This is a genomic window from Pseudomonas sp. PME37.24/006 (genome assembly GCF_055556635.1).
This window is the reverse complement of the sequence record NZ_JBVHNL010000001.1, coordinates 310,062-333,883: the sequence shown is the minus strand read 5'-3', so window position 1 is coordinate 333,883 and position 23,822 is coordinate 310,062. Positions and strand designations below refer to the sequence as shown.

Below are 23,822 nucleotides of genomic sequence, written 5' to 3'. Positions count from 1 at the left end.
ACCAACGGCGGCCAGCAATGCCAGCGAAGCGAGGATAGAACGCTTACTCAACGGTGACCTTCTGCAGGGCTTGCTTGGCTTCCAGCGCCTGCTGGCCCGGCGCGTACAAGCGCACATAACGGGCTGGCGGCAGCACGAACTCGCCCTTCTGCGAGAAGCGCACCAGGTGGCGCAACACCAGCTCGCCCTGCAGGCTGTCCACCGGCACGGCGTAGCTCAGCTCGCCCGGCTCGTTGCGCGCCTTTTCCAGCGCCGAGGCTTCATCGCCGCCCAGGCCGCTTACCTGGATGCCCCAAGTGGTGCGCTCGACATCGGCGCCCGGTGGCAGCGGCACCTCCAGCATGCCGTAGCGCAAGGTCTGTTCCGATTCGCTGCTCAGGGTGATCTCGTCCAGATACAGACTGGAGCTGGAGATATCGTCCTTGCCTACTTCATGGGCGCTGAACACGAAGGCTTCATCGCTCTCGACCAACTCCAGCAGGCGGCGTTTGATGGTCACTGGCACAGCACTCGGCACTGCCTGTGCGCTCTGGTAATCGATGCGCACCTCGCTCGGCTGATCCAGATCACCGGCCAGCACCAACGCCTGGGGCGGCTGAGCGCCGTTCCACTGCCAGTAGGTTTCGCCAGTCGTGCCTTCCACGGTCCGCCAGTCGCCTTCCAGCACCAACGCGGGCTGCGTGCTACGCAGATCCAGCGACGGCTGCAGCCAGGTCAGCGCCAAAGCGCGCTCCAGGCCAGCCTGGGCAGGCGCCAGCTCGCCGAGCAGACGCTGAGCCCGCTGGCGATCCGGGCCATCCAGATACAGACCGACGGCGTCGACGAAGGGTGACTGGCTCTCAGCGAGACGCCCACGAACAGCATCCATCTGCGCGAGCAGCTCATCTGATACCGGCACGCCAGCGCGCTGCGCCAGCTTGACGCCCAGCTCGCGGGCAATCGCCAGACCGAGCGCGGAATCCGGTGCAGCCATCACCAGGCTGTCACCTTCACCGAGCACCGCTTCCTCGCCCTCTCCTGCCGCGGCCAGGTCATACACCAGCCCCTCGAGCAGGGTTTTCACCGGCAAGCCCATATCACGGGAGAACGCGATGACCAGCGCGCGTTGCAGCAATGGCGTGTCCTGAGCGCGTTTGGCATACAGTTCCAGCAGACGCTGCCAGTGCTCCGGCGGCAACTGGATCTGCAGCGCGCGGCTGGCGTGCCAGTCAGCGAAATAGGCGTAGGCGGTAAGGAAGGCGTCGCCATCGGCATCGCCGCCCCACCAGGTGAAGGTCGCTTCCGGCCCGGCCATCTGCACCAGGCGCAGGCGGCTGTTCTGCATGACCAGACGCAGGCGATCCTTGATCCGCGGCTCGCCCGCTGCCAGGGTCGGGTAAGCCAGGCTCAGCGGCAACAGACGGCTGGCGGTTTGCTCGACACCGCCATAGGGATAGGCGAGCAAGTCATCCAGGGCTGCGCCGAACAGGCCGGCACCACTGTCGTCCAGGCGCACTTGCACCTGGCTGGCATCGGCAGGCAACTGCAGCGCCGTGCTGCCCGGGAAAGCCGAAAGGCGCGTGCTGCGCACCTGCTGCCAGCCCGCGGCGACTGTGCGTAGATTCACCGCCAGCGCATCGGCCACCTTGTCGCCCTGGCGCAGCTCGGCACTGAAATCACCAGCAGCGATCACCGCTTCCTCGACGGGCAGGTAGTTGATGCCCTTGGCCAGTAACACTTCACGGCGCTGTTGCTGTTCGCCATGACGGATCAGCAATTCTGCTTTGGCGCCCTCTTCGCCCTGGTTGAAGGCGAACAGACCCAGTGCGGGTTTGTCGCCGACACGGAAACGGCTCGGGCCGCTCCATTTCAGGTACAGCGGTTTTTCCGAGCGCACGAACTGGCGCTTCTGGCCCACGTCGCCATCGGCGCTCACCGCCCGGGCAGTAATGCGCCAGCGGGTCAGCGAGTCCGGCATGCGGAAGCTGAAGCTCGCCTTGCCATTGGCATCGGTGACCAGATCCGGCTGCCAGGAAGCGGTGTCGACCTCTTCACGGCGCGGCCGCTCCAGTACCTTGACACCCCGCTCGCTGCGGTTGGCGCGGCCCGGTGCGCTCGGCGTACCCGGCAAGGCCAAGTCATAGCTGATGAATGAAAGGCTGGCACTGGTGCGCACGTTGTTGCGACGCGGGTGGTAGAAGAACTGGTCGATGCCCGGGGCGATTTCCGGCTGCAGGGCGTAGATCATCTCGTCCACAACGCTGACCGTCAGACGCGTCGGCACCGGCTTGCCTTCGAACAGGGTGCTCAGCTCGACGGTGACCAGATCACCCGGCTGCACCACTTCCTTGTCGGTCTTGATGGCGATGTCGATCTGCGGCGTGGCGACCTTGATGCCGGCGTTCTGGAAGCTGTAATCACCACCACGGGTGTACAGCGCGGAGAAGGTGATGTTCGGCGAGAAATCATTGCCGACAGGAATCCGCGCACGGTACTGGGTATCGGACAGGCGCTCGAGTTTGAGCCAGTCGCCGCCCTTGGAGAGCAGCGCAGTGGCCTCGACCTTGTCACGTTCCAGCGTCAGCAGCGCGTCGCTGACCGGCTCGGGAAAGGTGATCAGGGCCAGGGCTTCTTCGCCGGCCTGGTACTCGGCCTTGTCGAGCACGATCTCGATGGTGCCGGCGACCGATTTGACGCCCTCACCGCTGACCGAATGGCCAGTGGCGCCAAGGATCAGACCGCTGCTGTCCTTGAGGGTGACGCTGTAGGTGCCGGGGCGCTCGAAGTTCACCTCGAAGCCCTTGGCATCCGCCGCCAGCTCGCCGTTGCCGGTGCTCTGGTCTTCCAGGCGCACCCACTCGTAACGGGCTGGCTTGCGCTCACTGGCGCCTTCGCTCTGATACGCGAAGTTGACTGCCTGACCGGCGGCGCTGAAGCGCTGTGGCGCACTCAGGCGGTAGCGGGCAGCACCCCGTTCGATGAGGATTTCCTTGCTGGTCTTGACCCGGTAGGCGGCGCCATCGCTGGCGAATACGCTGAGCAGGTAGCGGCTGGGCTTGTCGGCGGCCGGCAGGTCGAGCACGGCGCGGCCCTGGCTATCGGTGCTCACTTCGCTGCTGGTCAGCTCGACCGGGAACTGGCCGAGGTACTGCAGCTCGTTGTCGACCATCGACAGTTGCTGGGCACGCAGGCTCAACTGCACCTTGGCATCCACCACCGGTTTGCCATCCGGGTAGAGAAGCACCAGAGCGCCCTTGACCGGCTCACCGGTGCGGAAGTCCGGCTTGTCCAGATCCAGCGACACTTCGAAGTGCGGTTTGATGTACTCGGCCACCCGGAAGGCGCTGCTGTACAGCTGATCGCGGTAGGCGAAGCGCAGTTCGTAGCCGCCGGCGACGGCATTGTCCGGCAGCTGGAAGCGCCCCTGACCACCACTGACACCGTCGAAGTCGACCTTCTGGGTCTGCAGCACGGTGCCGTTGGCATCCAGCACGCTGAGGCTGATCGGCGCAGTGTTGGCGGCCACCGACTCGCGGGCGTTCTTGAACTCACGACCAACGATCTTTACCTCGACCCAATCGCCAGGGCGATACAGCGGGCGGTCGGTGAAGGCGTACAGCTTGGTGTCGTAGATTTCACTGTCGTAGTAGAAGTTTTCGGAGACGAACACACCGCCATCGGCGTCCTCGCCGATCACGTAGGAGCGCTCCGGGCTGGCGTGGCCCAGGCGCAGCAGGCCCTGGGCGTCGGTCTTGCCGCTGGTCATCACGCCCAGGCCATCGCTCCACAGCAACTGGGCGCCAGCGACCGGCGTGCCCTGATGCTTGTCAGCCGTCCACACCAGCAGCTCGCCACCGGCGATCTTGCTCACTGCCACGGTGTTGGAAACGAACACCACGGTAGTGGCGCGGTACTTGCCGATGATCGCCTCGGCCAGGTACAGGCCCGGCTTCAGCTTGCCCAGCGGCACATAGACGTTGCCCGAAGCGACGCTGACGAAGTTGCTCGACGAGCCAGACAGGTCGACGCCGGCAGGTGGCTCGATTGGCTTGGCCTCCCACAGCGGATAGCGGAATTCGGCCACCAGCGGCAGGCCCTTCATCGGCGCGAACTGCACCTGCGGGGTGAACTCGGTGGGCGCCGCGATGGCGCTGCCCATCTTCAGCTCCGGCGCTTCCTCGGTGACCTGCTTGCGCGACTCGTAGGAGAAGGCGCGCTGCATCACCCGGCGGGATTTGCGGTACCAGTTGTCCCACAGGTACGACAGGGTGTTGGACAGCCCCTCGCCCTTGAACTGCCCCTCGGCAACCACGCGGTGCAGGTTCTTCTGGCGCTTGAGAAACTCCAGCGGCTGGTCGATGCGGTACAGGCGCATGTCGACACCGCCGTAGCCTTCCATGCGATAGCGGCGGTAGTCGCGGCCCGGCGCTTCGAGGCGCACGGTGGCCACTTCATCGGCGGCAAAGCTCGAATCGGCGAGCAGGAAGAACGACTCGCCGGCCAGCGGCGTGTAATTGCTCGCCGGCACCTCGTCTTCCGCCTGAGCGGCCAGGGGCAACAAGGCCAGCAGCGCGACAGCCAGTAGGCGATTCATCGCGCGAGGAAATTCAGCCGATAGATGCCGATAAAGTTGGGGTTGGCGTCGTCGGGTATCCATCGGGTGTCCTTCCATGTCATGAGTTGTTGCAGGCTGACGGCACGCATGCCGTTATCCGTGGGAGTGGTGGTGCCGGTGTGGTAAACGATGTCGCGGCCCATCCAGATCATCAGGTGCTGGTCATCGCCCTGATCGAAGAACATCAGGTCGCCGGGGCGGGCCTGGTTCAGATCGCGACCGACCAACTGGCTGTTGAACTGGATCATCTTGATCGCATTGACGTAAGGGCCCTGTTTGCCGCCGCCCTGCTGCCAGTTCTGCGCCAGACGGCGCTGGGCGTCGTCCAGTTCCAGCTCCGGCGGCAGGTAGCGATTGGACAGGCCATTGGCGTGCAGCCACTTGGCGTCATGCACCTTGAGCGCTTCGTTGGCGGCGAAGCGCACCAGGCCAACACAGTCCTGCTGGTGCCAGCGCGGGCTCGGCCCCTGGCGCAGTTGCTCCTGGGCGATACGCACGAACCAGGCGCGGAATATCTGCGACTGCTCGGGGTTCAGCCCTTCCGTAGATACCGGCGCGGGCTCGGCGCGGGCGGCAAAGCTGAGCGCCAGTAATGCAGCGGCCAGCAGCGCGCGCCATCCGGGAACGGAAATGATCAAAGGGCGCGCCACTCGAGCGGAATCCACTTCCAGTCATCATCCGCCTCGGTGCCTGCCGGCAGCGTCAGCGCGAACTGGCCGTAGCGGCCCATGGCGCGAAGCTTGGGCAGCAGGTGAGTGTCGGCGGCGTTGCGAAATACTGGCTCGTAGTTGGCCGGCAAACTGTCCAGGGTTTCCTGTTCGAGCAGACGCGACAGACCCTCGGGTGCCAGATAGCCGGGCACCAGGCCATCGGCAGGCAGCACCTCGGCAAGCGGCGGAAAGCGTTTACCAAGCGTATCGAGCGCCTTGTCCACCAACCGGTCATCCAGCGAGAACAGCAGCGTCTGCCCCTGACGCGCCAGGCTCACGCGGAAGAAGCTGCGGGAGACCATGGCATCGGCTACCGCGCTCTGCTCGGCCGGGTACTGGCCGAAATTGGAGCCCACCTCGCGGCGCCAGGTATGGCCGTCGGCGGTGCTCTGACTTTCCACCGGGAAGCGGCCGTTTTCGGCATTGGGTTCGAACGCGCCGATCATGCCTTCGAACAGCCCACCGATGGCCTGATCGAGCTCAGGCGTGACGGCTTCGTCGAGGTGAGTGACGAGCAACGGCGAATGCAGTCGTGAGTCGGCGTACCAGCACAGGCCGGCGGTGCTGCCCAGGCGTTTTTCGAGATCTTCGCTGACTTCCTTGCTGGCACCGATACGGGTCAGCAGCCGCTCGGCACTGCCCGGCGCCACGGGAACCGCCACACAGGCGCTGGCGCCCATCGGCATGGCTTTCCAGATCGGCGTGAAATCCAGCCCCGGCTGGTTATCGACTTCGTTAAGGGCCAGGAAGCTGCTCCAGCCGCCCTCGCCTTTTTCGAAACGCAGACCGGCGAAGGCCGGGAAGAAGCGCTGGTAGCCGAGGGCGACGTATTCGCCGCTCAGGGAAATGCGTTGCTGCTCGGACTCGCGGGCCTTGAGGCCGAAGCGCTTGGGAAACGGGTTATCTCCGTCGAGCAACGACTCCACCGACTCCACGGCTTCGCGGCCGAGCTTGTCGTCCTCGCCGAGCAGCATGCCAGGTGAAGAAAGCACCAACAGCTTGTCGCCATGGCTGGCCAGCAGCAGCGCACGGTCGCCCAGATAGTTGAGACGATACAGCGGCACGCTGCTGCCATCGACGCGCAGTTCGCCAGCCTGCTTCAGCTGGCTGTCGTCCAGCGCGATATGGGCCAACGGTTCCAGCACCTTGGCCAAACCGCCGCGCTGTATGACCATCAGGAAATGCTTGAGTTTGCCGTCGGCGCCCTTCCACAGAGCGACGTCGGCGGGCTGGTCGAGCAGCTCGTCGAGCAGGTTGTCACGCAGCTTCAGGTCGCGCTCGTAGATGATCCGCCGCAGGCTGCCAACCAGCCCGAGGCGGTCAGCGTTGTGCTCGTAGTAGAAGACGAAGTCTTCGGTAAGGGTGTCGCGCAGCAGCGGCACCGCCAGCAGATCCTTGGGCAGACGGCTGAGCGAGGCGCTCTCGATCAGTGCATCGGGGTGCTGCAGGTCCAGGCCCAGGGCACTGCGTTCACCAAGCTCGCGGGAATCCTGGCCGCAGGCGGCAAGCAGCACAGCCAGCGCCAGTGTAGAGACGCGCTGCAAGTGGGCGGTGATCATCCGGTTCATAAAAAGTCCCAGTTCATCCGAGCATCGGGTTCAATAATTGAAAGATTTGACGAAAAGCAGCTCGCCAATGGCGCGCAGCGGCACCAGGAACGTCTCGCGCTTTTCGTTGACGGTGTTCTCGTTGAAGATCAGGTTGATCTGCGCGGTGATGATCTCGTTCTGGTTGCTGCCAGCCTCGAAGTTGTAACCACCGCTGCCCAGGTTGCCCCAGTAATTCACGTAGATCAGATAGGTGCCCTGCAGCGGCGCGGTCATGGTGAACATTTCCGGGCCGGGGCCATCCACGCTGTCGACATCCAGGCCGCCGCCGTTGGTCAGCACCGGTCGACTCCAGAAGGCGTGCTGGCCATCCGGGGTGACTACGTGCAGATCGAGTTCGGCCTTAGGATCGTCCCAGCCCAGCACGATGCGCATGCGCGCTGGCGTGCGCAGGTTATTGGCTTCATAGAATTGAATGCGTTTGAGCGACTGCCCCTCGCCAGCCACCAGCTCGACGCTGTTGGAGCCGGCGCCAAAGGCATAGGGCCGGGCGAAGCGCCCCTGCTCGTCGGTGTACAGCGGCAGTGGGTTGCCATTGACCACCAGCCGATGGGGCGGGCGCAACTGGCCGATGTTCTGCAGAGTGCCCTCGATCATGCTGCGGCCACGCTGGGCGCCACGGTCGATGGGCGGAGTCGGGTACGCGACGCGTGCTTCGTCGGCACCGTCATTGAGGCCGTGATAACGCCAGCCGCCGCTGGGGCCTTGCAGCGATACAGAGGGGTCGGCCTGGGTCATGGGAGGCATCAGGACAACGCACAGAAGCAGCACGCGACGCACAAGCCGGGCATGGGCCCGAACGAGCCGAAACGACCCTCGTCGCGAATATGGACGAACCACTGCACTGCACTCCTTGTGCTGGCTCAGGCTCGACAGCCTGGCATCCGCACTTCACATCGTAGGCTCATTAGTAGGCGACAGCGCACCTTCATCGACGATCAAACACTGCCGAGGCGTCGTCACATGAGGTTACACGCAGGCAAAGGATGCTAACCATTTACCCCACAACTAACAATCGTGGCACGCGCGAATCGGCACTGGATCACAGACCAGAGCGCGCCGTTAGCGCCGCTCGTTATGAACAGGTGATCACTAAATCCACCCCGACCACCGCAATAGCAGCAGCCCGACGTTGGTGGTGATCACTGCCGCCAGGGTTGTGATGACGATGATCGCGGCCGCAAGCTGATAGTTGCCGTTCATTGCCCGCGCCATAACGAAGCTGGCGGCGGCCGTGGGGCTGGCGAAATACAGAAAAAGGATCGCCAAATCGGCGTCACGAAAACCGCATGCCCAGGCCCCCAGGGTCGCGAACAGCGGCAGCCAGACCATTTTCATCAGGCTCGAACCGACTGCCACGCCACTACTTTCACGCAGCGAAGTCAGCGACAAGGTGCCACCGATGCAAATCAACGCCAGCGGCAGGGTCATCTGTGCAAAGTACTCGCCAGACACCATCGCCCAATGCGGCAGCGGAATTTGCCAGTAGGCAACCGGGATGGCCAACAACACGCCGATGATCGGCGGGTTGGTGATGATGCCCTTGCACAGCGCCCGCCAGTCAGCCTTAACACCTGGTGCATAGACAGTCAGAACGATCGCCGAAAGCACGTTGTAACAAACGATCACCACGCCGCCGAGCACCGCGCCGACCGACAGGCCATAGTCGCCATACATACTGGCGGCCAGCGCCAGACCGACGATGCCGTTGTTACCGCGAAACGCCCCCTGGGTGTAGATGCCGCGTTCGGCCATCGGACAGCGCCAGATCGCCCAGCCCCAGGCGATGACGAAACTGATCAGGGTGGCCAATACGAAATAACCGATCAGCGCTGGCTTGAGCGCCGTGCCCAGATCCGCCTTGACGATGCTGAGGAACAGCAGCGCCGGCATGGTGCCGCGAAACACCAGAGACGAGGCGGTGTCGATGAATGCGTCGTTTATCCAGCGCAGCCGCTTGAGCAGCACGCCGAGAAACAGCATGGAGAAAACCGGAGCAGTAATGCCGAGGGTTTGCTGAAGCACGGCGAGCATGGAAGTCCCGGGAGCGGAAAGGTGGCGGCTGCAACCGACAGCGCGCCTGAGCATCAGGCACGTCGGTAGGGCTGCTAATCATAGCAAAGCAAGCGCTATGCGGGCCTCCAAGGCAGCAATAATCGCTCAAGCGACGGCCGTTTTCTTGCGCGGCAAGGCAGAACTTTAAAAGTATCAACCCGATACCTTATATATATTTTTAATCTCGACTTGTTGCTTTTAATCTGCAGTGCGCCGCCACTCGACTGGCGACATACGAATAACAACAATGAATCGAGACCTTCAAAATGATCAGATGCGCCTCGCGTTTGACCGCTGCGCTCGCAGCCGGTACGACCCTCGCCCTGCCACTCGCCGCTCAGGCAGCGTTTCTCGAAGACAGCAAAGCCACCCTCGAACTACGCAACTTCTACTTCAACCATGACTTCCGCCAGGATGGTGCCAGCCAGCCCAAGCGAGATGAATGGGCTCAGGGCTTTTTGCTCAATTACCAGTCGGGCTTTACGGAGGGCCCGGTAGGCTTCGGTGTCGACGCAATGGGCTTGCTCGGCCTGAAGCTGGACTCGGGCCCGGATAGGCAAAACACCGGCTTGCTACCTGTAGGTAACGACAAGGCCCCGGACGACTACAGCCAGCTGGGCGTGGCAGCCAAGGCTCGCCTGTCGAAAACCACCCTGCACGTCGGCACCCTGATCCCCAAGCTGCCGACTGTGCTACCCAGCGATTCGCGCCTGTTGCCGCAGACCTTTCGCGGCACGCAACTGCAATCGAAAGAGCTCGCTGGCCTTACCTTGGATCTTGGTCGCCTGACCCAGAACAGCTTGCGCAATGCCAGCGCAAGCGATGACATGCTGGTCGCCGGTAAAGGAATCAGCGGAGGCCGGGCCAGCGACGAGTTCAACTTCGGCGGAGCCAGCTACAAGTGGAATAAGAACCTCACTACAGCCTACAACTACGGCCACCTCGACCAGAACTACAAACAGCACATCGTCAATCTCAGGCACCGCCTTCCCCTGTCAGGGGATCAATCCATAGACAGCGACATCCGCTACGCCCACTCAAGCAACGACGGCAACAGCAATGTCGACAACAAGGCATTCGGTGCCAAGTTCACCTACAACCTGGGCGGGCACTCCTTTGGCATGGCCTACCAGCAGATGGATGGCGAAACGGGCTTCCCGCATATCGAGGGTACCAACTCCTACCTGGTCAACTACGTGATGATCTCAGCGGACTTCGCCAGCCCCAACGAACGCTCCTGGCAGGCACGCTACGACTATGACTTCACCGCTCTCGGCATTCCCGGTCTGAGTTTCATGACCCGTTACTTAAGCGGCGACAATTTCGAGCGCGCAGGCGGTCGCGAGGGTAAAGAGTGGGAGCGCAACACAGACATCGGTTACGTGGTGCAAACCGGTGCCCTGAGAAATCTAGGCATCAAGTGGCGTAATGGCAGCTACCGCAGCAATGGCGGCAACGATGTGGACCAGAACCGCCTGATCATCAGCTACACCTTGCCGCTGTTCTGACAAAACCTCACTGCGATCCGACCGGAGAAAACGCCATGCAACCCAGAAAAACCCTCATTGCCCTATCGGTGGCTTATGCCTTGCTTTTCGCCCACGGCGTGCAAGCAGCCAACACCGCTGACCTGCCCTGCCGAACCACGGCAGAGTGTGCGGCGCAGGCGGAAAAGATCGGCGCCACCGTCGATGGAAAAGCCCCCAAAGGCGGTGCTTACGAAGACCAGTTCGACTGGATGAACCGCATCAACAAAGCATCGATCGTCATGCTTACCGAAGAGGGAATCGTCGATGCGCCGCTAGGTCGGCGAATCGCTGGCGGCGTGCAGCACGTTATCGACCAGGCGCGACAGCCGCACGGCAAACGCCCCAGTGATGTGCTGCAGGTGGAAAAGATCATGATCGACAAGATTGGCCCCGAAGCGTCGCTGATCCACTCAGGACGCAGCCGCCAGGACATGTACGCCACCTATCGCCTGGCCGTGCTGCGCGGGCAAATATTGGACTACAGCGACGCGTTGAATGCCACCCGCAGCAGCCTGCTGAAGATCGCCGCAGACCATGTCGACACCCTGGTTCCTGCCTACACCAACGGCGTGCAGGCGATGCCGATCAGCTACGCGCACTACCTACTGGCTTTCGCGGCATCCTTCGAGCGCGACGCCGAGCGCGTTCGCCAGCTCTACGCTCGTTTGAATCTCAGCCCAATGGGCACAGCGGTTCTCGCCAACTCCGGCTGGCCGCTGAATCGAGAACGCCTGGGCGAACTGCTGGGCTTCGACGGCGTACGGGAAAACTCCCTGGATGCCGGGCAGATCTCTACCTTTGACATTCCTCTGGAGGCCGCAGGCATCGCGTCATCCTCGGCGATTCGCGTCGGGGCGCTGATTGGCGACATCCACACCCAGTACCACCAGACGCGCCCGTGGCTGCTACTCGATGAAAGCTCGACCTACAGCAGCAGCGCCATGCCGCAGAAGCGCAATCCGGGCCTGCTGATGCGTACCCGCGAATCAGCCTCAGACGTGGTCGGCCTGGCAGGGGCGACCACTCTCCGCGCGCACAATGTCACGACCGGCATGACCGACTACAAGGCGGCTTTCGAATCTCTGGAGCTATTTACCTCGGCCACGGACATGTTCGAGCGACTGGACAAGGTTTTGGCCGCACTGGTAATCAATCCCGAGCGCGCCATGGAGGAGCTCGACGCGGACTGGACGACGTCCATGGAGCTGGCCGATACCCTGGAACGCGAACACAAGGTGCCGTTCCGTATCGGCCACAGTTTCGCCTCTCTGATTGTCGGAGAAGCTCGCGACAAGGGGCTGCTGCCGAAAGATTTTCCTTACACCGATGCACAGCGGCTATACGCCAAAGCCGCGCAGCAATACAAATGGAAAACCGAGCGGCTGCCGCTGGACGAGGCGGCCTTCCGAGCCACGCTGTCACCGCGCACCATGGTAGAAACACGCAAGGGCACTGGCGGCCCCCAGCCAGCCGAAGTCAAGCGCATGCTGACCGAGGCAGGTCAATCGCTAGATACAGACCAGGCCTGGATGCAGGAGCGCCGTCAACACTTGCTGGATGCAGACAAGGCGCTGGACGACGCCTTCGGCAAGCTGGCACGTGACGCTAACTGACACGGAGCGGCGACCGGCCACTACCGGTTGCCGACTGAGCGATGTTCCGCCAAGCACTGCTCACAGCGCTGCTCGTATCGATCGCTGCGCTTAACGGCGCAGCGGTGAAAACCGCCAAGCCTGCTTCGGCGAATATGAAGTCAGTTCAGATACTGCGTCTGGCCGACGAGGGCCACACTTTCGCCCTGCTGGTCAGCGCCAGTGCCGATCTGTACAACCCGCCCACAGACATTCGGCAGGTAGTGGTACGACTACAGAGCACAACAGCTCATCCTCCCGAGCAAGACCTGCATCAGATCCTGCTCCTTACCGTGCACTTTCTCGATGCCGATGACCAACGTCTGCAGCCTGACATGCCTGGCTGGCACGCTGACGGCTGGAGCCGCGGCGAGGCGTCGACCGCCGGATATCATGGAATAACCGCGCTAAGCGTGTTGCGTGGCCTGATCAATCATCTTGAGCGACGTCGGCACTTCCCTGCCTTGCGCGAAATAATCCTGCTGGGCGATGGCATCGGCGCCAAACTGCAGCACCTTCATGTACAACGGCCTGACCTGTCACTTGAGGCATGGCAATGATTCAGCTGCTTGCGAAGACTCAGCCCAGCACGCGGCTCAATCTTGCGCGATCCTGAGCGTCATGCCAGCGGGCGAGCACCAGGCACGCGACGCAATTGCCCAACACATTGGTCAACGAGCGACACTTCATTAGCCGCTCGACGCCGACGAGAATACCCAGCGCCTCCAGCGGCACTATCTGAACCACGCTCAGCGTCGCGGCAAGCGTGATGAACGCCGAACCCGCTACGCTGGTCGCCCCCAGGGAAGTGAACAGGCTGACCAAAAGCAGAGTGAGCAACTGTTGGATAGTCAGGTCGACATGAGCCAATTGTGCGAGGAACAGCACGGCGACGCCCAGATAAAGGTTGGTGCCATTGAGGTTGAAGTTATAGCCAGCCGTGAGGATCGGACGCACCAATTGACTGTCGCAACCGGCCGCTTCCAGCTTGTCGATCAAGCGAGGCAGTGCCGCAACGGATGAACCCGTTGCGGCCACCAGCAGCAGCTCCTCCCTGACATGGACGATCAGACGCAGCAGGCTCGCTCCAGCCAGCCTGGCCATCAACGCCATCACCAGCGCGATGAACAGCAGACAGGTGGCATAGGCAACGCCGACGAACTTGAGCAGCGGAACGGCTGCGCCTGGACCGTGCTTGCCGATGGTGAATGCAATGGCCCCAAACGCCGCCAAAGGAGCGAAGAGGACAATAACGCGCATCAGCCTGAAGACCAGGCCGACCGAGGTATCTAGCGCTTGCCGCCACACCAGCCCTCGCTCGCCGGCACGTCCCAGCAACACGCCCACCAGAAATGCGGCGAGCAGCGTCTTGAGAATGATGCTTTGGGCGAATGCGGCCCACAGCAGAGCCGGAATCTGCGCAAAGAACTGGATATTGATCGGCGCCATATCCACCGCAGAGACTTCGGCGCCGGCCATGGCATCGCCGCCGGGCCGCAACAACGCAGCCACGGACAACCCACAAGCCAACGACAGCAAAGACATCAGCTGCCAATAGGCAACTGCCTTGAGGCCGAGGTGAAGGGTCGCGCCATCACCCCGCATACGTGCCACGCTCGAACAGATCAGCACGAATATGACAACCGGCGTCACCAGACCCACGCTGGTAATGAACAGGTCGCTGAGAGGTTTCATCTGAGTGGCCAGCGCTGGCCGCCAGACACCCAGCAAGCCGCCAAACGAAACGGCCAGCACGATTAGGGTAACGCGGGAACGGGCAAGACGAACGATCATCGGAGCCTGATATTTTTATTATTCGCTTACGGTAGAGCACCGAGCATGTTGCCCCCATCCTATCCCACCAGGAATCGATTCGATATTGTGTGTCGCCGTCGCACAGTGGCCCTATCAATTTTTCTCGAGGCGAACACTGAATGGAACTCCGCCACCTTCGCTACTTCGTTATGGTCGCAGAGGAAAAGCACTTCACACGCGCCGCAACCCGACTGGGTATACAACAGCCGCCGCTGAGTCAGCAGATTCGGGCGCTCGAACAAGAGCTGGGCTTCGAGTTGTTTATGCGTCACGCCAAAGGGGTCGACCTCACGACCGGTGGCGAGATTTTCTTACGTGAAGCAAAGGAGATTTTGCAGCACGTGGAGCGGGCCACCACCATGGCAGCCCACACGGCGCAGGGTATTGTGGGTACTTTGAGTGTCGGATTCACCAGCTCAGCCGCATCGCACCCTTTGATTCCCCGAATAATTCGTGAATACCGGAAAAGTTATCCAGGCGTGAACATCACGCTGCACGAAGGAAACGCGGGCGATCTGACCGATCAGGTCACCAACGAACGGGTCGATGTCGGCATCCTCCGCGCACCGGTATCGAGCCCGCAGGGCGTGCAGTTTCATCGGCTGTTCAATGAGGAGATGCTATTGGTCTTGCCGGCTGGCCATCCCCAACTGAAGGGGCCTGGCGAAGCATCCATCGCTCTGAAAGACCTGTCCGGCGAGCACTTCATTCTGGTTCGTCGACCTGGCGCACCGGGTATGTATGCCAATCTGATGCAAGCCTGCCGCAACGCGGGCTTCGAACCGAAGATAGCATTTGAAATCGAACGCATGCTGACCAACGTCAGCCTGGTTGCTGCTGGCGCCGGCATTTCAGTGGTGCCGGCATCCATGAAAGGCTTTCACGTGGACAGCGTCGCCTATCGCCGAATCCGCGATGCCAAACCCCGCCTGGTTGCACCAATCACGCTGGCGAGCCGGAGTTTTAATCAGTCACCGGCTACCGGCAATTTCATCCAGTTGGCTCGTCAGTTGAGCAGCCTGTACCGCAAGGAACAGATCGCACTCACGAACTGAGCGCACCGCAAGCGTTCATGGCAACACACGGTACTCAGCGACGAACGGGGCGCTTCTGCAGTTTGCGCTGCAGGGTACGGCGATGCATACCGAGGGCACGGGCAGTCGCCGAGATGTTACCTTCGTGCTCGGCCAGTACGCGCTGGATGTGCTCCCACTGCAGGCGATCCACCGACATGGGATTTTCCGGCACCAGGGTGTCGAGGTCGGCATGCTGAGTCAGCAACGCGGCGAGCACGTCGTCGGCGTCCGCGGGCTTGCACAGGTAGTTGCAGGCACCGCGCTTGATGGCCTCCACTGCAGTGGCGATGCTCGAATAGCCGGTGAGAATCACCACGCGCATTTCGGCATCCAGTTCCAGCAGCTTGGGCAGCAGCACCAGGCCGGAATCGCCTTCCATTTTCAGGTCGAGCACGGCGTAATCCGGCAAGTCCTGCGTGGCGATGGCCAGGCCTTCCTCAGCGGAGGCAGCGGTCGTTACACGCAAGCCACGACTGCTCATGGCCCGCGCCATCACGCGGGTGAAGGTAGGGTCATCATCGACCAGCAGCAGATGGGGTTGTTCTTCACTGTCCAGCAGCGCTTCGTCACTCATACATCACTCCTTAACTCAGGCCCGAACGTAAGCCCGTGGCAGCTTGAGCTCGGTGAGCGTGCCGCCTTCTTGATGGTTATACAGCTTCACCGTGCCACCGGCGCGAGTCACGCTGGCCTGGCTGAGGAACAGCCCGAGGCCAAATCCCTTGCCCTTGCCTTTGGTGGTGAAGAACGGCCGGCCCAATTGCTCGGCAATGGCCAAGGGTACACCCGCACCGTAGTCACGGATGGCAAGCCGTACCCACTGATGATCCCAGTCCAGGCAAATCTGCAGGTTCTCCGGGCAGGCATCGGCGGCGTTGTTGAGCAAGTTGAGCAGCGCCTGGGTCAGATCTGCCGGAGGCATCAATTGTGGCGGCTTGCCGACACCCAGGCACTCATAACGATAGCTGGCCTCAGGCCGCATCAAGTGCCAGCGATTCAGGGTGGTTTCCAGCCAGTCCACCGAGGACATTTCCACCACGGCCTGGCGGCGATCCGCTTCGGCGGCGCGTACCAGTTGCTGAAGCGTTTCCTTGCACAGCTTGACCTGCTCCTGGAGCAGCGCCAGGTCTTCCTGCAGCAGTGGGTTCTGGTGCTCGCGGCGCAGCTCCTTGATCAGCACGCTCATGGTAGACAAGGGCGTACCGAGTTCGTGAGCGGCGCCAGCGGCCTGGGTGGCTACGGCCAGCAGTTGCTGATCACGCATACCCTGCTCACGACGCTCGGCGCGCAGTTTTTCCTGCTGGCGCAGTTCTTCGGCCATCTTGGCGACAAAGAAAGTGATCAGCCCCGCCGCCAGGGCGAAGCTCAGCCACATGCCGTAGACCAGCAGGCTTTCCCGCGGCCCGACCGGCAACTGCAGCGGGTGCGACCACATCAATAGCAGCGTGTAGGAGGCCAGCGCCATGCCCGCGAGGGTCATGGTGAACAGCCACGGCAGTGTCGCTGCGGCAATGGTCAGCGGCACCAGATAATAGGAAACGAAGGGGTTGGCCGAGCCGCCCGAATAATAGAGCAGCACGCTGTGAATGATCAGGTCGAAACCGAGATGGATTGCGTACTCGGCCTCGGTCACCGGCCAGGGGCCACGCAGTCGCAACGCGGTGAGCAGGCACAGCACCAGCGAGGCCCCAAGGGTGATGCTCAACTGCAGCCAGGGCAGCGGCAGCAACTCGGACTTGTAGGCAAGACCAACCGAACCGGCCTGCGCAGCCAGCACCAGGAAACGGATCAGGGTCAAACGCCACAGGTTCTGGCGACTGGCGGACAGCAGTTGTACGGGGGCGAGCATCTATACTCCTCTATGCTCGTTGGCGAGCCTGTCGAGTATAACCAAGCCCGCCAACGGCCTGATGCGGCAACGCGCCGCAGTCGTACGATGATTGCCGGCCCAGGCACCTGATAAAAAAGTCACCTGCCGAAAATAGCGGTCAGAGATGGGCAGATATTTTTTCAACTGAGCTTAACCCGAATCGCCAAGTCGCCTCGTCTACCCTCATGAACACGGCCGTTCAGCCGTACACGTCATCGATAAGGAACCACCATGCAGCCACTGTCCCGCCTCGCCACTGCTCTGGCCTTCACCACAGCTAGCCTGTTCAGCATTGCCGCCCAGGCCGATGAGCCCCGCTACAACCAGATTTCCCTCAGCACCCAGGTCAGCCATGAAGTAGCCCACGACCTGATGCAGGTCACCCTGTACACCGAGGCCCAGCACAAGGATCCTGCCGCCCTCGCCGCGGAAATCACCCGCATCCTCAATGCCGGGCTGACCCAGGCCCGAGGTGTGAAAGGCGTCAGCGTTTCCCAAGGCAGCCGCAACAGCTATCCGGTCTACAACGAGAAGGGTGAGGAAATCAGTGCCTGGCGCGAGCGTGCCGAGATCCGCCTGGAAAGCGCCGACTTCGCTGCCCTCTCCAAGCTGACCGGCGACATGCTCAAGACCCTGAAAATGGGCGGCATGAGTTTCAGCATCGCCGACGCCACGCGTAAGAAAGAAGAGGACGCGCTGATCAAGGACGCCGTTGCGGCCTTCAAGGAACGTGCGCAGTTGACCACCGAAGCTCTGGGCGGCAAGAGCTACAAGCTGGTCAGCCTGGGCCTCAACAGTGGCGGCTTCGTGCGCCCACCGATGCGCATGGAAGCCATGAAGGCCGCATCGTTCTCCAGCGACAGCGTGACCCCGGAAGTCGAAGCCGGTACTAGCCAGGTAACCCTTAGCGCTGACGGCGTTATTGAAATTCAGATGCCCTGAAACGGAGCAGGCACCGCTGTCACTCGACAGCGGTGCCTGCGCGGCATCACCGCCGAAATACGGCCTTTACTCACCGTCGTGTCACCTATTCTCCGCAGAATTATTTTCCCTCCCCATATTCGGCATATCCCGTGCATAGAGCTGAACAAGGTCTAGTGTTAACGGACGCATCTCCACGATTTGGAGAATGCATCTGTTGCTCTTGAAGACCCCTCACCAAAACCATAATAGACATGAGGTAAGCATGCGTAAGAATGCCGTTATTCAGGCTTTTGTAGCCGCGGGGCTGATCGCCAGTGCACCGTTCGCCATGGCTGCCAGCACCCTGGTGTACTGCTCGGAGGGCAGCCCAGCCGGCTTCGACCCTGGGCTCTATACCACGGGTACCGACTTCGATGCCGGTGCAGAAACCATCTTCAACCGCCTTTCACAGTTCGAGCGCGGCGGCACGGCCGTCGTACCCGGGCTGGCAGAGAAGTGGGACATCAGCGATGACGGCCTCACCTACACCTTCCACCTGCGCGAAGGGGTGAAATTCCACACCACCGACTATTTCAAGCCGAGCCGCGAATTCAACGCCGACGACGTGTTGTTCACGTTCAATCGCATGCTCAGCAAGGATGATCCGTTCCGCAAGGCTTACCCCACCGAGTTCCCTTACTTCACCGACATGGGCATGGACAAGAACATCGCCAAACTCGAGAAAGTCGACGAGCACACGGTGCGCTTCACCCTGAACACCGTCGATGCGGCCTTCATTCAGAACATGGCCATGAGCTTCGCCTCGATTCATTCGGCCGAATACGCGGCGCAGTTGCTCAAGGCTGGCAAAGCCTCCGACATCAACCAGAAGCCCATCGGCACCGGGCCATTCGTGTTCAGCCGCTACCAGAAAGACTCGCAGATTCGTTACAAGGGCAACACCGAGTACTGGCTGCCCGAGGACGTGAAGATCGACAACCTGATCTTCGCCATCAACACCGACCCATCCGTACGGATGCAAAAGCTGCGTGCCGGCGAGTGCCACGTCAGCGTATTCCCGCGCCCAGCCGACCTCGAGGCCCTGAAAAAGGATCCAAAACTGCAGATGCCCGAGCAGGCCGGTTTCAACGTTGGCTACCTGGCTTACAACACCGAGCACAAGCCGTTCGACAAGCTGGAAGTGCGCCAGGCCATGGACATGGCAGTTAACAAGCAGGCGATCATCAATGCCGTGTACCAGGGCGCCGGGCAGATTGCCGTGAATGGCATGCCGCCGACCCAATGGTCCTATGACGACACCATCAAGGACACCCCCTACAACCCGGAAAAGGCCAAGGAATTGCTCAAGGCTGCGGGCGTGAAGGAAGGCACCGAGATCACCCTGTGGGCCATGCCCGTGCAGCGCCCGTACAACCCCAACGCCAAGCTGATGGCCGAGATGCTCCAGGCCGACTGGGCCAAGATCGGCATCAAGGCGCGCATCGTCAGCTACGAATGGGGCGAGTACAACAAACGCGCCAAGGCCGGCGAACACGACGCCCTGCTGATCGGTTGGACTGGCGACAACGGTGACCCCGACAACTGGCTGAGCGTGCTGTACGGCTGCGACGCCATCGGCGGTAACAACTACAGCCGCCTGTGCAACAAGGAGTTCGACGGGCTGCTGAAGAAGGCCAAGGCGATCAATGATCGGGAAGAACGCACCGTGCTCTACAAGCAGGCCCAGCACCTGCTCAAGGCCGACGTGCAGAACACGCCCATCGCCCACTCCACGGTGTATCAGCCGATGAGCATCCGGGTTAAGGACTTCAAGATCAGCCCCTTCGGGATCAACTCTTTCTACGGTGTAAGCATCGAGTAACGCATCTGCCTGAATGAAAACGCCCGGCCAATTGGCCGGGCGTTTTCGTTTCTGAGACCCTGCTCACAATCTTCAGGATCGACTTCAGCGCTTTGCCTGCAAGGTGGCGATAGCGGACGGTGAGCAGAGCTTTCTTTTTGTAGGAGTGGCTTTAGCCGCGAGCTCTATTGAAGAGCAAAGAGCTCGCGGCTAAAGCCCCTCCCACGAGATCGCGACCGTCCGCTCCTGCCTATAGCAGTCTCTTTACGTCGCCTAAAAAGATCGGTTCTAAGGACGGTTCAGGCGTTCAGCCCGAACGGGTCGTCCACCGAATGGCTCGGCTGGGTAAACCAGCGTGGGCCGTTGGCGGTCATGTAGAAGTGATCTTCGAGGCGAACGCCAAACTCGCCCGGCACGCAGATCATCGGCTCGTTGCTGAAGCACATGCCTTCGGCCAGCGGGGTATCATCGCCACCGACCAGATAGGGCCCCTCGTGGATGTCCAGGCCAATGCCGTGACCGGTACGGTGCGACAAGCCTGGCAATTTGTAGCCAGGGCCAAGCCCGGCAGCTTCCAGGCTGCGCCGCGCAGCGGCATCCACGGAGGCACACGACGCGCCGATTACGGCGGCCTCGAACGCGGCCTGCTGGGCAACCTTCTCCTTGTCCCAGAGCTCGCGCTGACGCGCACTGGGCGTACCGAACACGTAGCTGCGGGTGATGTCCGACAGATAGCTGTGCACCTGGCAGCCGGTGTCGATCAGCACCATGTCACCGTCCTTGAGGTGCTGCGCGTGCTTGACCCCATGCGGAAAGGCACTGGCCGGCCCGAACAGCACGATACAGAAGATCGAGCCCGGCGCGCCGACCTTGCAGTGGGCCTGGCGAATGAACTCGGTCACCTCGGTCGTGCTGATACCTTCGCGAAGAATGCTCGCGGCAGCTTTGTGCACTTCCAGGGTCATGTCCTTGGCGCGTTGCATCAGAGCGATTTCCGCCGCTGATTTATGCTGCCGACAGGCCGTGGTGATACGCCCGGCATCGACGAAACGGTAACCGTTGGTCAGTTGGCGAATGCCTTCAAACATGAAAAAAGGCAAAGAAGAACAAAGACCTACCTGAGGTGGCGCACCATCATTGGGCGCTACGCCCAAGCGCCGTAGGCACCTCAGCAGGAGCGCATAAGGGCTTTCATGCTCTTCCCAGGTATTGATGACGCCCGGCACGACCTGAAAGTCGAGCACGGTGCCTTCCTCGAATGTGGGAGCCAGATACTCCAGCACGCCATCTGCCGGCAAAATCGCCCCAACCATTCGTTCGCTGGGGTTCCACTTAACGCCAGTGAAGTACTGCAGGTTGCTACCTGCCGAGAGGAACAGAGCGGAAATACCCTGCTCACGCATCAGTACCTGAGCCCGCGCGATGCGTGCCTGGTATTCCGCATCACTGATCGGCACGCTGCCGGCCGTCATGTCCTGCAAACGTGCCAACGCCTGCTCTGGCGTGCTGCCGCCCACTCCCAGTGTCATCTGCGCATCCTCTTCTTAGGCCTGCAACGGGCATCGTCGACAGGTCGTTCGCTACGGCAGAATTTAAGTGCAGCTTAAATTTTGGTCAAAGTATTTTTCAGTCAGACTTAAAAAGGACATGACGCTCAAGCTGAAGTCCCTGCAGCTCATGGGTATACTGCGGCGATCCGAACAGCGAGCCCCTTTCATGACCGCAGATCGCATTGGCGAACGCTTGCGCCGTTACCGGCGGGCCGCCGGCAAGACCCTCAACCAGGTAGCGGCAGATGCCGGACTGACCGCCAGCTTCCTGTCCCAGGCAGAGCGCAACCTCACCGGCGTGTCGCTGTCATCCCTGGCGAGCATCGCCAAATCCCTCGATGTACCGCTCAACGTCCTGTTCGATCAGCCTGCCCAGGCGCAGCCGGATTCCCACGTCAACGAGCGGGTTCGCTATACCGTGGGCGGCCAGCTGCTGGCCTACGAACGCCTGTCCAGCTCGTTTCCCGGCAACTCGATCAACGCGGTGAAGATGAACATCCCGGTGGGCTACCAGTCGGAGCTGATCGCCCACGAGGGCGTGGAGTTCTCCTATGTGCTTACCGGGCAGATCGTCTACACCATCGAGGGGCGCGACTATCCCCTCGGGCCGGGCGACTCGGTGCATTTCGACGCGGGCAAACTGCACCGCCTGGCCAATGCTGCAGATGCTCCTGCCGAAGTACTGACCATGACCACCATGGCGCTTTTCGACGACCGCCCTGCCAACGAGTGAATTTCGCCCCAATTCAGGGCAATTATGCGCAATGTTAGTGCTGCTTAATTTTTGTTGACCGAAATTTCAGCATGACTTAATTTCGAGTTCGACCCGGTGGGCTATCCGCCTTCACCGCATTCCGAGCTCGCGCTGAACCCAGGCGCGAACAAAAAGAAAAAGAGGTTCGCATGCGCATGTCTCCCCTGTGTAAGGCTCTGCTCACCGCAGGACTGCTCACCAGTGCTTCGTTCGCCCAGGCCAGTAACCTGGTGTATTGCTCCGAAGGCAGCCCGGGCGGTTTCGACCCCGGCCAGTACACCACCGGTACCGACTTCGATGCGGCTTCGGAAACCATATTCAACCGCCTGGCGGAATTCGAGCGCGGCGGCACCAAGGCGCAACCGTCTCTGGCCAGCTCGTGGGACATCAGCGAAGACGGCCTGACTTACACCTTCCATCTGCGTGAAGGGGTCAAGTTCCACACCACCGACTACTTCACACCGACCCGCGACTTCAATGCCGACGACGTGCTGTTCACCTTCCAGCGCATGCTCGATCGCAACCACCCGTTCCGCAAGGCGTACCCGAGTGAGTTCCCGTACTTCACCGACATGGGCCTGGACAAGAACATCGCCAAGGTCGAAAAGACCGACGACAAGACCGTGGTCTTCACCCTCAACGCCGTGGACGCTGCTTTCGTGCAGAACCTGGCGATGAGCTTCGCCGCCGTACATTCGGCCGAGTATGCCGACCAGTTGCTCAAGGCCGGCAAGGCCGCGAACATCAATCAGCAGCCGATCGGCACCGGCCCTTTCGTGTTCAGCCGCTACCAGAAAGACGCGGTGATCCGCTTCAAGGGCAACAAGGAATACTGGGCGCCCGAGCTGGTGAAGATCGACAACCTGATTTTCTCGATCAACACCGATGCTTCGGTACGTGCACAGAAGCTGCGCGCCGGTGAGTGCCACGTGACCCTCAACCCGCGCCCGGCCGATCTCAAGGCCTTGCAGGCGGACAAGAATCTCAACGTACCGACCGAGCCTGGCTACAACGTCGGCTACATCGCCTACAACGTCACCCGCGCGCCATTCGACAAGCTCGAAGTGCGTCAGGCGCTGGACATGGCGGTGAACAAGTCAGCGATCATCGACGCCGTGTACCAGGGCGCCGGCCAGCTTGCCGTGAACGGCATGCCGCCGACCCAGTGGTCGTATGACGAATCGATCAAGGACGCCGCCTACAACCCGGAAAAAGCCAAGGAACTGCTCAAGGCTGCCGGCGTGAAAGAAGGCACCGAGATCACCCTGTGGGCCATGCCCGTTCAACGCCCGTACAACCCCAATGCCCGTCTGATGGCCGAGATGCTGCAGAGCGACTGGGCCAAGGTCGGCATCAAGGCTCGTATCGTCAGCTATGAGTGGGGCGAGTACATCAAGCGCGCCCATGCCGGCGAGCACGACGCCATGCTGATCGGCTGGACCGGTGACAACGGCGACCCCGACAACTGGCTCGGCACCCTGTACGGCTGCGCCTCGGTAGACGGCAACAACTTCTCCAAGTGGTGCGATGCCGAGTACGACAAGCTGGTGGTAGCCGCCAAGCGCGTCACCGATCAGGAGCAGCGCAGCGAGCTGTATCGTCAGGCTCAGGTGGTTCTCAAGCGTGAAGTGCCGATCACCCCGATCGCCCACTCCACGGTCTACCAACCGATGCGCACCAGCGTCAAAGGCTTCCAGATCAGCCCTTTCGGTCGCAACAGCTTCATCGGCGTGAGCAACGACTGATAGCCTGTCGCGCAACCGTCCCAGAACGACGTGCCCCGGGTAAAACACCCGGGGCACGTCGTGGTCGAACAGCTAACCTGCAAGTAAGCGAAGGAATCGCCAGAATTCCCTGCTGCTCGATG

17 protein-coding genes are annotated in these 23,822 nt (G+C 61.5%); 8 read left to right on the top strand and 9 right to left on the bottom strand.

The window, feature by feature from the left end:
- Window positions 1-43: 43 nt before the first annotated feature.
- The 5 genes from ACZ3GY_RS01490 to ACZ3GY_RS01470 form a co-directional block, all read right to left on the bottom strand.
- On the bottom strand, window positions 44-4,573 hold the full coding sequence (locus ACZ3GY_RS01490) for an alpha-2-macroglobulin family protein (protein WP_465908699.1): 4,530 nt from the start codon (window positions 4,571-4,573) through the stop codon (window positions 44-46).
- The gene (locus tag ACZ3GY_RS01485) at window positions 4,570-5,202 is read right to left on the bottom strand and encodes a DUF1175 domain-containing protein (RefSeq protein WP_463565991.1); all 633 of its coding nucleotides are present in this window, start codon (window positions 5,200-5,202) and stop codon (window positions 4,570-4,572) included. The genes ACZ3GY_RS01490 and ACZ3GY_RS01485 overlap by 4 nt, the downstream gene beginning before the upstream one ends.
- 26 nt (window positions 5,203-5,228) lie before the next feature.
- Window positions 5,229-6,872, bottom strand: a complete 1,644-nt coding sequence (locus ACZ3GY_RS01480) for a DUF2138 domain-containing protein (RefSeq protein WP_465908698.1) — start codon at window positions 6,870-6,872, stop codon at window positions 5,229-5,231.
- A gap of 30 nt (window positions 6,873-6,902) precedes the next feature.
- Window positions 6,903-7,658 carry a YfaP family protein gene (locus ACZ3GY_RS01475; protein ID WP_465908697.1) on the bottom strand — a complete coding sequence of 252 codons (756 nt, stop codon included), beginning with the start codon at window positions 7,656-7,658 and terminating at the stop codon, window positions 6,903-6,905.
- A gap of 345 nt (window positions 7,659-8,003) precedes the next feature.
- A complete protein-coding gene (locus ACZ3GY_RS01470) occupies window positions 8,004-8,945 on the bottom strand; it encodes an AEC family transporter (protein WP_465908696.1) in 942 nt (313 codons plus the stop codon).
- Window positions 8,946-9,232: 287 nt separating this feature from the next.
- On the opposite strand from ACZ3GY_RS01470, the gene ACZ3GY_RS01465 reads away from it, so the two are divergent.
- The 3 genes from ACZ3GY_RS01465 to ACZ3GY_RS01455 are packed head-to-tail and all read left to right on the top strand — an operon-like array spanning window position 9,233 to window position 12,686.
- A complete protein-coding gene (locus ACZ3GY_RS01465; RefSeq protein ID WP_465908695.1) occupies window positions 9,233-10,474 on the top strand; it encodes an OprD family porin in 1,242 nt (413 codons plus the stop codon).
- A gap of 35 nt (window positions 10,475-10,509) precedes the next feature.
- Window positions 10,510-12,108: an argininosuccinate lyase gene (locus ACZ3GY_RS01460; RefSeq protein ID WP_465908694.1), complete on the top strand. Its 1,599-nt coding sequence runs from the start codon at window positions 10,510-10,512 to the stop codon at window positions 12,106-12,108.
- Between the two features lie 41 nt (window positions 12,109-12,149).
- Complete coding sequence (locus tag ACZ3GY_RS01455) at window positions 12,150-12,686, top strand: hypothetical protein (RefSeq protein ID WP_465908693.1); 537 nt, start codon at window positions 12,150-12,152, stop codon at window positions 12,684-12,686.
- A 19-nt stretch (window positions 12,687-12,705) separates the two neighbouring features.
- On the opposite strand, the gene ACZ3GY_RS01450 is transcribed toward ACZ3GY_RS01455, so the two are convergent.
- Window positions 12,706-13,920 carry a cation:dicarboxylate symporter family transporter gene (locus tag ACZ3GY_RS01450; protein WP_465908691.1) on the bottom strand — a complete coding sequence of 405 codons (1,215 nt, stop codon included), beginning with the start codon at window positions 13,918-13,920 and terminating at the stop codon, window positions 12,706-12,708.
- Between the two features lie 140 nt (window positions 13,921-14,060).
- Between ACZ3GY_RS01450 and ACZ3GY_RS01445 the strand changes: the two genes are divergently transcribed.
- Window positions 14,061-14,996: a LysR family transcriptional regulator gene (locus ACZ3GY_RS01445; protein ID WP_465908690.1), complete on the top strand. Its 936-nt coding sequence runs from the start codon at window positions 14,061-14,063 to the stop codon at window positions 14,994-14,996.
- A gap of 34 nt (window positions 14,997-15,030) precedes the next feature.
- Here ACZ3GY_RS01445 and ACZ3GY_RS01440 read toward each other — a convergent pair whose 3' ends face one another.
- Window positions 15,031-15,591 (bottom strand): response regulator transcription factor, encoded by a 561-nt coding sequence (locus ACZ3GY_RS01440; protein ID WP_463563620.1) that lies wholly within the window; start codon window positions 15,589-15,591, stop codon window positions 15,031-15,033.
- Between the two features lie 15 nt (window positions 15,592-15,606).
- A complete protein-coding gene (locus ACZ3GY_RS01435) occupies window positions 15,607-16,866 on the bottom strand; it encodes an ATP-binding protein (protein ID WP_463563619.1) in 1,260 nt (419 codons plus the stop codon).
- Window positions 16,867-17,118: 252 nt separating this feature from the next.
- Between ACZ3GY_RS01435 and ACZ3GY_RS01430 the strand changes: the two genes are divergently transcribed.
- Both ACZ3GY_RS01430 and ACZ3GY_RS01425 read left to right on the top strand, forming a co-directional pair.
- A complete protein-coding gene (locus ACZ3GY_RS01430) occupies window positions 17,119-17,829 on the top strand; it encodes an SIMPL domain-containing protein (RefSeq protein ID WP_463563618.1) in 711 nt (236 codons plus the stop codon).
- Between the two features lie 244 nt (window positions 17,830-18,073).
- Window positions 18,074-19,672: an ABC transporter substrate-binding protein gene (locus tag ACZ3GY_RS01425; RefSeq protein ID WP_465908688.1), complete on the top strand. Its 1,599-nt coding sequence runs from the start codon at window positions 18,074-18,076 to the stop codon at window positions 19,670-19,672.
- Between the two features lie 278 nt (window positions 19,673-19,950).
- Here the strand turns inward: ACZ3GY_RS01425 and ACZ3GY_RS01420 are convergent, their stop codons facing one another.
- Window positions 19,951-21,180 carry a M24 family metallopeptidase gene (locus tag ACZ3GY_RS01420; RefSeq protein WP_465908687.1) on the bottom strand — a complete coding sequence of 410 codons (1,230 nt, stop codon included), beginning with the start codon at window positions 21,178-21,180 and terminating at the stop codon, window positions 19,951-19,953.
- A gap of 187 nt (window positions 21,181-21,367) precedes the next feature.
- On the opposite strand from ACZ3GY_RS01420, the gene ACZ3GY_RS01415 reads away from it, so the two are divergent.
- Together ACZ3GY_RS01415 and ACZ3GY_RS01410 are read left to right on the top strand one after the other, a co-directional pair.
- The gene (locus ACZ3GY_RS01415) at window positions 21,368-21,934 is read left to right on the top strand and encodes a cupin domain-containing protein (protein ID WP_465908686.1); all 567 of its coding nucleotides are present in this window, start codon (window positions 21,368-21,370) and stop codon (window positions 21,932-21,934) included.
- Window positions 21,935-22,110: 176 nt separating this feature from the next.
- Window positions 22,111-23,700, top strand: coding sequence for an ABC transporter substrate-binding protein (locus tag ACZ3GY_RS01410; RefSeq protein WP_465909208.1), 1,590 nt, complete (start codon window positions 22,111-22,113; stop codon window positions 23,698-23,700).
- Window positions 23,701-23,822 lie beyond the last annotated feature (122 nt).

What these genes read in the sequence shown, in the direction of transcription:
- ACZ3GY_RS01440 (WP_463563620.1), bottom strand. Translation starts at nt 15,591, where the DNA reads ATGAGTGACGAAGCGCTGCTGGACAGTGAAGAACAACCCCATCTGCTG.
- ACZ3GY_RS01475 (WP_465908697.1), bottom strand. Translation starts at nt 7,658, where the DNA reads ATGCCTCCCATGACCCAGGCCGACCCCTCTGTATCGCTGCAAGGCCCC.
- ACZ3GY_RS01435 (WP_463563619.1), bottom strand. Translation starts at nt 16,866, where the DNA reads ATGCTCGCCCCCGTACAACTGCTGTCCGCCAGTCGCCAGAACCTGTGG.
- ACZ3GY_RS01490 (WP_465908699.1), bottom strand. Translation starts at nt 4,573, where the DNA reads ATGAATCGCCTACTGGCTGTCGCGCTGCTGGCCTTGTTGCCCCTGGCC.
- ACZ3GY_RS01450 (WP_465908691.1), bottom strand. Translation starts at nt 13,920, where the DNA reads ATGATCGTTCGTCTTGCCCGTTCCCGCGTTACCCTAATCGTGCTGGCC.
- ACZ3GY_RS01470 (WP_465908696.1), bottom strand. Translation starts at nt 8,945, where the DNA reads ATGCTCGCCGTGCTTCAGCAAACCCTCGGCATTACTGCTCCGGTTTTC.
- ACZ3GY_RS01430 (WP_463563618.1), top strand. Translation starts at nt 17,119, where the DNA reads ATGCAGCCACTGTCCCGCCTCGCCACTGCTCTGGCCTTCACCACAGCT.
- ACZ3GY_RS01410 (WP_465909208.1), top strand. Translation starts at nt 22,111, where the DNA reads ATGTCTCCCCTGTGTAAGGCTCTGCTCACCGCAGGACTGCTCACCAGT.
- ACZ3GY_RS01420 (WP_465908687.1), bottom strand. Translation starts at nt 21,180, where the DNA reads ATGACACTGGGAGTGGGCGGCAGCACGCCAGAGCAGGCGTTGGCACGT.
- ACZ3GY_RS01445 (WP_465908690.1), top strand. Translation starts at nt 14,061, where the DNA reads ATGGAACTCCGCCACCTTCGCTACTTCGTTATGGTCGCAGAGGAAAAG.
- ACZ3GY_RS01455 (WP_465908693.1), top strand. Translation starts at nt 12,150, where the DNA reads ATGTTCCGCCAAGCACTGCTCACAGCGCTGCTCGTATCGATCGCTGCG.
- ACZ3GY_RS01465 (WP_465908695.1), top strand. Translation starts at nt 9,233, where the DNA reads ATGATCAGATGCGCCTCGCGTTTGACCGCTGCGCTCGCAGCCGGTACG.
- ACZ3GY_RS01460 (WP_465908694.1), top strand. Translation starts at nt 10,510, where the DNA reads ATGCAACCCAGAAAAACCCTCATTGCCCTATCGGTGGCTTATGCCTTG.
- ACZ3GY_RS01415 (WP_465908686.1), top strand. Translation starts at nt 21,368, where the DNA reads ATGACCGCAGATCGCATTGGCGAACGCTTGCGCCGTTACCGGCGGGCC.
- ACZ3GY_RS01425 (WP_465908688.1), top strand. Translation starts at nt 18,074, where the DNA reads ATGCGTAAGAATGCCGTTATTCAGGCTTTTGTAGCCGCGGGGCTGATC.
- ACZ3GY_RS01480 (WP_465908698.1), bottom strand. Translation starts at nt 6,872, where the DNA reads ATGAACCGGATGATCACCGCCCACTTGCAGCGCGTCTCTACACTGGCG.